At 43.8% G+C, this 12,770-nt stretch carries 9 protein-coding genes; 4 read left to right on the forward strand and 5 right to left on the reverse strand.

Going from position 1 to position 12,770, the window contains the following annotated elements; all coding sequences use genetic code 11:
• Positions 1-72: 72 nt before the first annotated feature.
• The 4 genes from ACRQ5D_RS14105 to ACRQ5D_RS14120 all read right to left on the reverse strand — a co-directional run bounded on the left by ACRQ5D_RS14105 (position 73) and on the right by ACRQ5D_RS14120 (position 7,206).
• Complete coding sequence (locus ACRQ5D_RS14105) at positions 73-933, reverse strand: gliding motility-associated C-terminal domain-containing protein (protein ID WP_432329269.1); 861 nt, start codon at positions 931-933, stop codon at positions 73-75.
• On the reverse strand, positions 896-3,562 hold the full coding sequence (locus ACRQ5D_RS14110; RefSeq protein ID WP_432329271.1) for a gliding motility-associated C-terminal domain-containing protein: 2,667 nt from the start codon (positions 3,560-3,562) through the stop codon (positions 896-898). The genes ACRQ5D_RS14105 and ACRQ5D_RS14110 overlap by 38 nt, the downstream gene beginning before the upstream one ends.
• Before the next feature lie 117 nt (positions 3,563-3,679).
• Positions 3,680-6,118: a gliding motility-associated C-terminal domain-containing protein gene (locus tag ACRQ5D_RS14115; RefSeq protein ID WP_432329273.1), complete on the reverse strand. Its 2,439-nt coding sequence runs from the start codon at positions 6,116-6,118 to the stop codon at positions 3,680-3,682.
• A 155-nt stretch (positions 6,119-6,273) separates the two neighbouring features.
• The gene (locus tag ACRQ5D_RS14120; RefSeq protein WP_431199847.1) at positions 6,274-7,206 is read right to left on the reverse strand and encodes a hypothetical protein; all 933 of its coding nucleotides are present in this window, start codon (positions 7,204-7,206) and stop codon (positions 6,274-6,276) included.
• A gap of 127 nt (positions 7,207-7,333) precedes the next feature.
• On the opposite strand from ACRQ5D_RS14120, the gene gcvP reads away from it, so the two are divergent.
• From gcvP to ACRQ5D_RS14135, 3 genes are all read left to right on the forward strand, one after another.
• Positions 7,334-10,225, forward strand: a complete 2,892-nt coding sequence (gcvP, locus tag ACRQ5D_RS14125; protein WP_091172132.1) for an aminomethyl-transferring glycine dehydrogenase — start codon at positions 7,334-7,336, stop codon at positions 10,223-10,225.
• A gap of 60 nt (positions 10,226-10,285) precedes the next feature.
• Positions 10,286-10,660 carry an antibiotic biosynthesis monooxygenase family protein gene (locus ACRQ5D_RS14130; RefSeq protein ID WP_091172134.1) on the forward strand — a complete coding sequence of 125 codons (375 nt, stop codon included), beginning with the start codon at positions 10,286-10,288 and terminating at the stop codon, positions 10,658-10,660.
• A 177-nt stretch (positions 10,661-10,837) separates the two neighbouring features.
• A complete protein-coding gene (locus ACRQ5D_RS14135; RefSeq protein WP_091172136.1) occupies positions 10,838-11,257 on the forward strand; it encodes a response regulator in 420 nt (139 codons plus the stop codon).
• On the opposite strand, the gene ACRQ5D_RS14140 is transcribed toward ACRQ5D_RS14135, so the two are convergent.
• Positions 11,254-12,027: an MBL fold metallo-hydrolase gene (locus ACRQ5D_RS14140; RefSeq protein WP_091172137.1), complete on the reverse strand. Its 774-nt coding sequence runs from the start codon at positions 12,025-12,027 to the stop codon at positions 11,254-11,256. The genes ACRQ5D_RS14135 and ACRQ5D_RS14140 overlap by 4 nt on opposite strands.
• An 83-nt stretch (positions 12,028-12,110) precedes the next feature.
• Here ACRQ5D_RS14140 and ACRQ5D_RS14145 point away from each other — a divergent pair, with 83 nt between their 5' ends.
• Complete coding sequence (locus tag ACRQ5D_RS14145; protein ID WP_432329277.1) at positions 12,111-12,767, forward strand: single-stranded-DNA-specific exonuclease RecJ; 657 nt, start codon at positions 12,111-12,113, stop codon at positions 12,765-12,767.
• The last annotated feature ends 3 nt before the right edge of the window (positions 12,768-12,770 follow it).

A 12,770-nucleotide genomic window follows, 5' to 3' on the forward strand; every position in this document is an offset into this window, starting at 1 on the left:
TTTAATATCTTTTATAATATAATATACCCGCCGCAAAAGAAGCGGCAGGTTAGTCATGATGTTGTTAAAAAATTACCTGATCAAGGTAAGGTTGCCAGATAGCAGTTTACAAGGAGTATTGAGGTTAATGATGTAATAATACACCCCCGAAGGCAGCAGCCAGCCATTAAACTGCCCGGAAAATGGCGTGGCGTATTCTTTTGATTCGAATACCCTTTTTCCGTAACGGTTAAAGATCTGAACTAAAGTGCCGGGGAATTTTTCAAGGCCTTCTATCTTCCAGTAATCATTTATACCATCGCCGTTGGGGGTTATGGTATTGGAGAATTTTACGTCGACCAATACAACTTCAATATGTGTTTTGGTGCGCGGGCTTTCGCATGACCCTATGCTGTATGAGATATAATAATCACTGGTTTCGGTTATTAATACTTCAAAATTGCCGGTATTACTGGTTTGAAGCGGCGTTGTTGATGTAGCATCGGCATATAAATTATACATGCCTGTAGTTTTGTTTAAAACAGACAGGCCCACTTTTCCGGGCAGGCAGATCCTTTGGTCGTTTAATACAGGAGCATCGGGACTATACTCCTGATTATCCACGCTGCCGCTGTATGGTAGTGGTATTGCACAGGTGGTAGCATCAGTAACTATTAACGAGTAAGTGCCTTTACCCACGTTTATTAAATCTTTTTCGTTTCCTACGGTATTGCCGGTGGCGTCGGTCCAGATAAATTTATATGGAGGCACACCGCCGGAAACATCAATGCCCGTAATGCTGCCCAATAGCTGGTCGCACTCATCGGGCTTGGCTATCGGGGCATTATTCGCCGAAAATTGTAGCAAAGGGGTTGCCTGTATTACCCAGGTACCCAATACAGAAGCACATCCATTTTTATCGGTTACATGAAGCGTATATGAACCGGGGGGCATTAGGTATATCGGTGCCATAACTTACTGTTGTACCCGCTTCATTAATCCATTGATAAGAACTTGGCTTTATAGTTCCCTCAAAATCAATATGGAGGCTGCCATTGTTGAGCCCGCAGGTTGTGGGAACGTTAATAAGGTTCTTGATTGTAAATACTTCCGGAGCCAAACGGCCAACCGGAAAATATTTATCATTACTACAATGCGTAATAGAATTTATCGCACTTAGCCGGTATAAGCCATCAGCAAGATTAAAAATGTCGAGGTTTGCAGGATTGGTAGGGATGGGATTACCCTGCGGATCGTACCATTGTAGTTGATTGGCATTTTGATATCCAACACCGGTTATCGAACCATTATTTTCACCACATTTGGCAGGGGTAATAAAGCCATCGTAAATGATTACCGAATTTGTTTCTGAGATAAATAATGGTGAAGTGGCATAGGGGCTACATTCACTTTGATCCATCAGCACCAGGGTATACAAACCGCCTTTTACACCTACCAGGTCTTTCGAAGTACCGACGGTGTTGCCTGCAGCATCAAGCCATTTGTAGGTAAGCGTACCAATACCAACTTTGGTTGTAATATTTTTTATGCTGCCGTCGGCTATACCGCAACGGGCAGGGGTCACAACCATTGTAGATAAGTCATAATCGGGGCCCGGTTTGGCTTTTATAGGTGGCGTAAGGGTTGATGTTGCCGAACAGCCGGCCTCGTCCTGAATAGTTACAGTAAATGAGCCTTCGGGCAGGTAGGGGGCCTGGGTATTGGCCACTACGTTGCCGTTCTTGTCCTTCCATGTAAAAGTGAGATTGCCTGCACCGCCGGTAAAGTTTACGTTAAAAGGGAACAGTTTTTGGCGGCATTCCGGAACCGGAACAATTACGTTTTGGATCTTGATCCGAAGATCTTTTATTTCAAAAAGTTGTGTTACCTTCTGGCAGCCACCCGGGTATTGAACCGTGAGCTGATAGGTGCCAGGTAAAAGGCCCGAAACATTCTGACCATCTTTTATTGCTGTAAGGCTGCCGTTCTGCTCCTTTTTATCCCAGTGAAATAATAACCCGCTTCTGTCTTGCTTTATAGTGATGCTGCCGGGGGTACAGGTATAATGTTTAACAACTATATCATCATCACGTATTACCAACGATGAAAACGGAGAAGTGTTGTTACTACCATCGGTAGCAGTGGCTATTACTGCTTTGGCGATACTGCCTGAATATGTCCATTTGCCGCTTGCATCCGACTGAACAGTGGTAATGTAGGTTTTGCCCTGACATATAGTTCCGCAATCGTCTGAGAAGAAAAGTTCGATAGCCGAGTTTGGTGTAGCTACTCCCGATACCGCTGTACTGCCAAAATTGAGCACCTGCACAAAAGGAACGGTGTAATAATTACTCATGACGCTTATGCCATAATCTTTATTACAAAAAATGCTGTTCCGGGTTATGAGTGTATGCCTGCTGTTAAGGGATTCAATGCCATACTGATTATAACCAATGTAGTTTTTATTTGCTGCATTCGGCCCTCCAATGGTGCCCGACGAACTTTCGCCAACCCTGATGCCTTCGCCGTTTCCCAGATCGGCCGTGCCGGTTATATCAGTACCTATCTTATTACCTGTAATATTAAATGTAGCCTGCTCAATAGCGATCCCTGCAAAACGTTGCCCCGAAATAATATTGGCGCTGATATTCGCCGTAGTATTAGTAGCATTGATACTGATGCCATAAGCCTTCATAAACGCGTTCTGCTGAAATATCGGGATGTTTTTAAAATCCTTTTTGCCGGTATAATCAGTGCCTATTTTGTTATTTTGAATATTGATAGTCCCTGGCATCACAGTAAAATTGGACGTGTTGCCGATACCGATGTTTACAGCGTTGGCCGATATGATGTTGCCCATATTGGCATTTGCACCACCTATGTTAACAGTTTTGCTGATAAAAAGGTTCAATCCGTCAAAATTGCTGGCGGCTGTATAGCCGTCGTCAAGTAAGCCGATTATATTGCTTTGAATGCTTGCATCGGCAAGGCCGTTAACGTTATAGTAGTTTGAATAATTAACAATACCATTAAGGTTTCCGCATATAACGTTGCCTTTGCCCGGCGCGCCTATTATGATATTTGAGGCATCACCTAAAATATAAATACCCGAACCCTGGTTAAAATCGGGATTGGAGAAATTGGTGATTTTGGCAAAGTTGCGGATATACAGGCCGTAGATCTCAATGCTTTTTGCTACCGCCCCTCCCGAGTTTGGATCGCCGTTAATAAAAAGACCGCTGAAATTTACAGGCGTTGTTTCAGGCTCAATGATAACCCGTGCATCAGATACGCCAAAAGCTATGCCAGCTTGACTTGTGCCATCAATAACAACGTTAGATGTAATGGCAGGCAACTGGCTTCTTAGCCTGATGGTTCTATCAGATACGAGTGTTCCCGGTAATTTAAACTGGATGATGTCCTGTGTTGCGGTACCGTTAGCTGCTGCATTTGTTAAGGCTTCGCGAAGTGTTCCGGGACCGGCATCTATATTGCTGGTTACTATAAATGTAGCACCGAGGGCCACATTGCAACACAAGATCGATATGAGTAGTACTAAGAGTGATAATTTTTTGATAAACATTGATTTAGGTAATCAGCTGCAAAATACACTTTTTTGCTGTAAGTACACTGTGAATATTATATTGATCAGATGGTTATTATACAATAAATAACATCAAAATGGTGAAATGCTGTATAGTTACCTGATGATTGACAAACTGCCTGAGAGCAAATTGCAGCTTTTACCGAGATTTAAAATATAATAGTACACTCCCGAAGGAAGTTTGGTGCCATTATAAGTTCCGTCAAATGGTACGCTATACCCTTTTGATTCAAATACTTTTTGCCCGTACCTGGTAAATATCTGGACTATTGCCTGCGGATAATTTTGAGCATTGTTTATTTTCCAGTAGTCATTTTTGCCGTCGCCATTAGGTGTGAACGCGTTTGGGATATCAATAGCAGATAAGCTGATGGTTATTTGCGCCTGGGTTCGTTCACTTTCGCACTGGCCGCTAACCTTGCTTATATAATAAGTGCTATTGGGGTTTGCTTTGATTTTGAAGATGCCATTGGTTTGTTCATCCTGGTATTGAGTGCTTGTTTGCGAATCATAAAGACGATAGGTATTCCCGGCAGATGGAGAACTGACGGATAGCAAAGCTTCGCCCGGAGCGCATAATTGCAAGGGGGCAATTATCGGCGCATCAATGCTGCTGTTTTCATTTAAAACAGTATAAATGCGACTTGCCATAACGCCGCAACCGCTGGCGTCCTGAACCTGTAAGGTATAAGCTCCTGCCCCGATGCCACTAAGATCTTGTGATGTTTTTATATGATCTCCGGCTTCATTAAGCCATAGATAGGTGTAAGGCTGTGTGCCTCCGGTAATTTGAATGTTTTTTATACTGGCGGTGTTTAACCCGCATTGGTCGTTTGTTTGGCTTTCGGAGTTGGGTACTATTTGCAAAGGAGCAATTTCGTTAACCGTAAAATCATGCGGGTACAGCGTTTCGCAACCGTTGGCATCAGTAAAGTAAACCTTATATGTGCCGGGTTTAAGGCCGTGCGGGTTTGCATCTGTGCCTACGGGCTGGTCGTTAGCATCCACCCATCGCATAGTTTTAACAGGGTTATCCGTTATTATGGTGATTGTGCCGTTGTTTTGACCTGCGCAGCTATTGATGATATTAGCATTATAGTTTGGATAAACAGTAGGAGGAGTGGCATCAATAGTGTAAATCCCGCTTATTTTGCTGCATCCAAAATCATTGCTTACAGTAAGCCGGTAACTGCCGGCAGCGGCGCTTGGTAAATTGATAGTTGAGCCTGCCGTACTGTTATCGGCCAAATTAACCCACTGATAATGTGTTGCCCCCGGAGCTGTTATCCCTTTGATAAAGCCGTTATTTTGATTGCAGGTTGCCTGCCCTTTTGTAACGTTGTTTTCATCAAGCGTTATGACGTTAATTTCAGGTATCTCGATCTCTGAAGAATATACAGGGCCGCATTGGCTGTCGTCTGTAACTTTTAATGTGTACATACCTGCCGGCTGCCCGGTAAGGTCATTAGTGGTGGCAACTTCCTGGTGTTGTGAGTTTAGCCAGCTGTATTTTATATTGCCGGTACCTGTGACAATAATGTTTTTTATGGAACCTGTAGATTGGCCGCAGGAGGTTGATTGTTTATTGGGATGTAATTGATCAATTGTTGGGCCGGTTGTGTTTTTTAAAACGACAGGCCCATAAGTTTTTACACAGCCCCGCGGCCCGGTAATGCGCAGCGTATAGCTACCTTCGGCAAGGTTGTACAGATCTTGTTGATTGGATATCACCTCGTTTTTACCATTAAACCATTCGGTTTTATCCGCAAATGAAGTGTACAAGTTGGTAATCGCCCCTCCGTTGCCGCAGGATGGCTGAATCACTTTTTTCTCGAAATCGAAAAATTTCGGTGTATGATCTTCAACAAGAAAATAGGGCGAATATTTAACGCAACCAAATTGCTCGGCCCGTAAGCGGTATTTCCCGGCCGGTACGTTTTCTAAATCTATTTTGGTGCCAACCACATCGCCGTTTTCATTTAACCATTCCAGTTTTTTAGCGTTGGTTACCACTAACGCGTTTTTGATAGAGCCGCCCATATCACATTCCTGGTGGGTGATCACTACAGTATTTGAAAAAAGGATCCGCGTATCAGTAAATTCCGACGATATATTGTTCAACGTAGCCCCGGCCATAACGCCGTAACCTGGCAGTAAACTTCCGTTGTAGGTCCATTTACCGGCGGCATCGGCATAAGTTGTTGCTACATAGGTTTTAGGTTGGCATTGATCACATTCTTTATCGGTATAAAATAATTCCACCCGGGCATTTGGTTTGGTGATGCCATTTACATTTGTTGCAGATAATTGATCAACAGAGACGCTAATGGGCTTCTTTTCAAGTACGGTTTGTATGGTGTAGGCCGGATTGTTATTGCAGTAAAATGAGTTGTGCGACAGCTCAACATGGTTTAGATAATTAAAATCGGGGCCGGATACGGCGGTGTTTACCACCGCTTCTTCATAATCTATAGCGCGCTGATCCTGAACACAGTTGGTAAATACATTGCCTTTGCTGTTATCTGGCCCTCCCACTAAAATATTCCCTTCGGTATAGTAAAACGTTATGGCCTCGCCGCCAACCGGAATTTTATTTTTTTGATCGGTTGAAGTGCCAAAAAAATTATGCTGGATATTAAGATTGAGGTTGGTTAATCCGGATACGAATAGTGTGTACCCGAAAACGTTATCTAAGACCTCACCAGTTGATTTTTGGAGTAGTGTAACAATGGCTCAACACCCATTACAAAGGCCTGGTCGTTTCTATCGATATCGATATAAGGATCATTGGTTCGTTGCTGTTGGGAATTGGCCGAAAAAATGTTGTTTTTGATCTTGAAATTAAAATCCTGTTCCAGGTCCTGATGTGCCGCGGCGGGCACTAAACTTACCAAATCGAAAATAGTATTGCCTTCATTTTTGTTGTCACCACCTATAATTACATTGAAAGTAAACGGCAAGCCTATTATGGATTGTTTATAGGCGCCTATCTTAATACCGTCTTCACCAATACCAATCAGGTTGTTTTTCATTTCAAATGTTTGGACCCGGCAGGTAGGCAGGTTTAATGAGTTGTCTTCGCCCATGCCTTCAACGGCCCAGCCAACATTGTATATATCATTACCTTTTCCGGGCGCGCCGATAATTACATGCCCTATTTTCCCTTGCAGTGATACAAAGATACCCCCATATCCTCCCTGCGGACCGTCGGCAACGAAAAAGTTTTTAGCAACAATGCCATAAAGCTCAAATGTGTTCACGGTACCAACAATAAAGCAAAACCGAATCCTCGCCTGTTCATTAAAACCGTTAATAACAACTTTTGCGCCGTTTATGGATAAAGGGGGGCCAGGCTGCGTCGAGCCGTCGATCACAATATCTGAAGTAATCTCGGGCAGATCTGTTTTAATAGAAATGGTTCTGTCGGCAACGGTCAGGTTGGGTAAATTAAAATAAATGTAATCTTTTTCCGCACTGCCATTAGCCGCGGCTAAGGTTAATGCTTCGCGCAAGGTACCCGGCCCCGAATCGGCATTGCTGGTTACCGTAAAAACAGCTGAAAAGCTTTTAAAGCTGATGAAAAGAAAAATAGTGATAAAGAGTAAAACTCGCCTGCCCGTCATGTTTAGGTATTCAAGAGCCAAATTACATTTTTTTCCTGTAAATGCATTGTCAATATCATATTAGCTAATTGTTACTCATGTTGCAAAATCGTACCTTTGCGGTAAATTTAAGAGGGACGATTAATTCATGAAGTTGAATACAACCTATCAGGAGCAGTTTCAGTCGAGGCACATTGCTCCAAGCGCGGCCGACACGGCCAAAATGTTAAAAACCATCGGTGTAAGTACGCTTGATGAATTAATAGAGCAAACCATACCGCAAAAGATCAGGCTTGCCAAACCGCTTAACCTGCCCGCGGCAAAAAGCGAGTTCGATTACCTGAACACCTTAAAGCAAACGGCTTCAAAAAACAAAGTTTTCAAGTCATTCATCGGCAAAGGTTACTATGATGTAATTGTACCGGGCGTTATTCAGCGCAATATTCTTGAAAACCCCGGATGGTACACGCAGTACACCCCATACCAGGCCGAAATTGCACAAGGCCGCCTGCAGGCTTTGCTAAATTTCCAAACCATGGTTATTGACCTTACCGGTATGGAAATTGCCAATGCTTCTTTGCTTGATGAAGGTACTGCCGCTGCCGAGGCTATGTTTATGCAATATACCTTGCGTAAAAATAACAACGCCAACGTTTTCTTCGTTTCTGAAGAAGTGTTCCCGCAAACTATTGATATCTTAAAAACCCGTTCAGAGCCTTATGGCATTGAGCTGAGAATAGGCGACCACCGTACCGTTGAGTTAACCGACGATATGTTTGGCGCTATTGTACAATATCCTGCCGGCAATGGCGCGGTTTATAACTACGCCGATTTTGCTGCAAAAGGTCATGAAAAAGGTATTAAGCTTACCGTTGTTGCCGATATCATGAGCCTTGCGCTATTAACCCCTCCGGGCGAATGGGGTGCCGATATCGTTGTTGGTTCGTCGCAACGTTTTGGTGTACCGATGGGCTTTGGCGGCCCTCATGCCGCTTTCTTCGCTACTAAAGAAGAGTATAAACGTTCTATCCCGGGCCGCATCATCGGTGTTACTATCGACAGCGCCAATAATTATGCCCTGCGCATGGCCCTGCAAACCCGCGAGCAGCACATTCGCCGCGATAAAGCTACCTCAAATATCTGCACCGCACAGGCACTGTTAGCTATTATGGCTGGTATGTACGCCGTATATCATGGTCCGGATGGGATTAAAGCGATTGCCGAAAGGATCCACGGTTTAGCCGTATTAACAGCTAAAACTTTAGGACAGCTTGGTTATGAGCAGCTTAACGAAGCGTACTTTGATACTGTCAAGTTTGATGTAGCACATCTTGCAGGCCCTATTCATTCTGAAGCGTTGAATAACGAAATGAACCTAAACTATGAAGGTTCAATAGTTACTATCTCTATCGATGAAACAACTTCGGTTGAGGATATCAAAACCATAGTAAGGTTCTTTGCCAAAGTTAAAGGTAAAACATTTAACGATGTTGATTTCGATGGCGTTAATGCAAGCCTTGAAACGGTTATTCCTACAGAACTTCAGCGTACCTCTGCATATTTAACGCACAGCCTGTTCAATACCCACCGGTCTGAACATGAAATGCTGCGTTATATCAAATCACTGGAAGCGAAAGATCTTTCGCTTTGCCACTCTATGATAGCTTTAGGCTCTTGTACCATGAAACTGAACGCTACCACCGAAATGGTACCTGTTACCTGGGCCGAGTTCAGTAAAATCCATCCATTTGCCCCAACCGACCAGGTTGGCGGTTATATGCAGCTGTTTGATGAGATCAACAATTGGCTAAGCGAAATCACCGGTTTTGCAGCCATGAGCCTGCAACCAAATGCCGGTGCGCAAGGCGAATATGCCGGTTTAATGGTAATCCGCGCTTATCACAATGACAGGGGCGATAGCCACCGTAATATTGCTCTGATCCCTTCATCGGCACACGGTACCAACCCTGCATCTGCAGCTATGGCCGGCATGAAGATAGTGGTGGTTAAGTGCGATGATAACGGAAACATTGATGTTGCCGACATGCGCGCCAAAGCTGAGCAATACAAAAACGAGCTTTCATGCCTGATGGTTACTTACCCATCAACTCACGGCGTATTTGAAGAAAGCATCATTGAAATTTGCGAAATTATTCATGAAAACGGCGGCCAGGTTTATATGGACGGTGCTAACATGAACGCGCAGGTAGGTTTAACCAGTCCGGCCAATATCGGTGCCGACGTTTGTCACCTTAACCTGCATAAAACATTCTGTATCCCTCACGGTGGCGGTGGCCCAGGCATGGGCCCAATTGGTGTTGCTAAACATTTGGTTCCTTACTTGCCTGGTCATGCTGTAGTTGATATCGACAGGGGGAAATCAATCCATGCAGTATCTGCAGCGCCATGGGGCTCTGCATCTATACTCATCATATCACATGCTTACATTGCCATGATGGGTGCCGAAGGCTTGACTAACGCTACCCGTTATGCTATCCTGAATGCCAACTACATTAAAGCCAGGTTACAGGAGCATTACCCTGTACTATATGCTGGTGCTAATGGCCGTTGTGCGCATGAAATGATCCTGGATTGCCGCTCATTTAAATCGGCAGGTATTGAGGTTACGGATATTGCCAAACGTTTAATGGATTATGGTTTCCATGCGCCAACTGTTTCGTTCCCGGTTGCGGGTACGGTAATGGTTGAGCCAACCGAATCAGAGCCTAAGCATGAGCTCGACCGTTTTTGCGATGCCATGATCTCCATCCGCCATGAAATTGCCGATGTGGTTGATGGTTTATCTGATAAAACAAACAATCCGTTAAAAAATGCACCTCATACCGTAGCTGTAATTACCGGCAACGAGTGGGAGCATCCTTATACCCGTCAAAAAGCAGCATTCCCGCTGCCTTACGTGGCTGCCAACAAATTCTGGCCTTCGGTGGGCAGGGTTAATGACACTTATGGCGACAGAACGCTGATCTGCTCATGCCCTCCGCTGGAAGAGTATGAGTTTGAAGAAAGCGTGATTGAATAGATTTTAAATCAACCCTCCCCTAAACAAGGAGGGTTTTTATTTTTCGCAGAAATATATATTATGAGTTCAGCTAATCCCGAAGGTAATTCAAAAGTCTCCCCCTTTAGGGGAGATTTAGAGGGCCTTATCGCCCAAACACCACAGCCCCCTTATTATGCGGTAATATTCACATCGGTACGTACCGGTGTAGAGGAAGGCTATGGCGATATGGCTAATGAAATGGTTGAACTGGCGCGGCAGCAGGAAGGTTTTCTGGGCGTTGAATCGGCGCGTAACAATGTTGGAATTACGGTGTCTTATTGGCAGTCGGTTGAAGCTATTAAGAATTGGAAAGCTAATGCCCGGCACCTGTTTGCCCAGCAGCAGGGGCGCGATAAATGGTACCTGAATTATAAAGTACGCATTTGCCGGGTGGAGCATGACTACGCCTTTTAAATTCAATGGCTAATTTCTGTCCTGTATTTTTTTGAACTTTATTTAAGTGGCCAGATCAAATGAAATATTCACGCTGCGGAGCCGTTTAAATGTATTGTTTTTTATAATTTACAACTATAAGGAATATAACTTTTTGAATCGTGGTCTCGTATAAAACAACGCGCTTAAATTTTAGATATGAATATTAACAATAAAGCCATAAGTGTATTACTGGTTGATGATGATGAGATAAATAACTTTATCTCCATAAAACTGATAAAGAAAGCTTTACTTAATACAGAAATTATGGCCTGTCTGAACGGAAAATATGCGATTGAGCAACTTTCTGATATCCAGAGAAAAGACCCTAATAAACTGCCCGATTATATTTTGCTTGATATTAATATGCCCATTATGAATGGCTGGGAATTTTTGGATGAGTATAAGCGCCTCAACCTCGATCCCCTGGGCAAAAGCAAGATCTATATTATTTCATCATCCGTTTTTAGCAACGATATTAACAAAGCGCGTTCATATCCGTTGGTTAAAGATTTTATCTCCAAGCCGCTCAACGTTGAAAAGATAAAAGAACTTTTTGAGGTAGCTGCCGAAAATTAAACCGGTTTAACCTTAAAATGGTCTCCTTCTGTTTCAACGGTTCCGATAGTGAACGATTTAGCATGGTAAAACAGGCATTTCCATCCTTCGGCGGCAGCCTTTTTACCATATTCTTCGCGCAGCATCATAGCCTTGCGGCCGTCCATATCGTATTTGGCTATGAATTTCCTCAACAGTTGCTCTGGTTCGGGAAGCTCATCACCGCCAAAAAATACTTTTTCGCCTTCTATATCAAACCAAAATACCTGATGCGCCGGGCAATGACCACCCGAATGTTCATACCTGATGCCCGGTTTAAACTCACCGCTGCCTTCAACTAAAGTTATCTTAGCTCCTTCGGCCTGTAACGCTTCAAATATTTCAACATGGTACGATGAGCCTTTGCCGCTGATCCCAAACTCCCATTCCTGTTTATTGATCACGTGCTCGGCCTGCGGAAAGCTGGGTACTAATTTACCATTCCGTTCAACTACCAAACCGCCTGAGTGGTCATAATGCAGGTGAGACATCATCACCAGGGTTACATCATCCGGATCGAAACCCGCATTACGGATGTTTTGGTGCAGCATGAGCTCGTCGCGGGTATCTTTAAAGCCAAGGCCGGTATCCAATACAATCAGATCGGTTTTTGTTTTGATGAGGAAGGGGTTAACGTGAATGAACAACGAAGCCGGGCGGTCTTTGGGGTTATCAGTTTCCGGGTTAAACGGGATAAATTTCTTGGTTGCATCAACCGAATATGAGCCCTCACCTAAAGCAAAAAATTCCATAGTAAACGTAGTATCAGATTTTGAATGTACCTTTGGCTCTTTAACAGAGCATAAGTATATTTACTGTTTCAAGCTGCAAAGATATGAATAAACGTTGGGCGCTAAAGGATAATACAAACCATGATGATGTAATAAAATTAGCCGCCCAACTCAATATCGATACCGTATTAAGCGCTATGCTTGTGCAGCGTGGTATTACCACCTTTGAAGATGCCCGCTATTTTTTCAGGCCCGATCACCGGCACCTGCACGATCCATTCCTGATGAAGGATATGGAAAAGGCCATCCTCCGTATTGAGCAAGCCATGGCAGCAGGCGAAAAGATCATGATCTACGGTGATTACGATGTGGATGGCACCACAGCTGTAGCGCTAACCTACAGTTTTTTCAAAAAGCTGTATACCAATATTGAATATTATATCCCCGACCGCTACAAAGAAGGTTATGGGATCTCTACCCAGGGAATTGACTACGCTGCCGAGCATGGTATTACGTTAATCATAGCGCTCGACTGCGGCATTAAATCAGTTGATAAAATTGACTATGCCAATGAAAAAGGCATTGATTTTATCATCTGTGATCACCATTTGCCAGGCACATCTATTCCGGCAGCGGTAGCGGTGCTTGATCCCAAACGCGAAGATTGTGAATATCCATATAAAGAATTATCCGGCTGCGGCATTGGCTTCAAGCTGATCCAGGCCTATGCCGAAAAAATAATATCCCAATTGAAGAAGTAAACT

Source organism: Mucilaginibacter sp. P25 (assembly GCF_050859465.1).
GTDB classification, from domain to species: domain Bacteria; phylum Bacteroidota; class Bacteroidia; order Sphingobacteriales; family Sphingobacteriaceae; genus Mucilaginibacter; species Mucilaginibacter gossypii.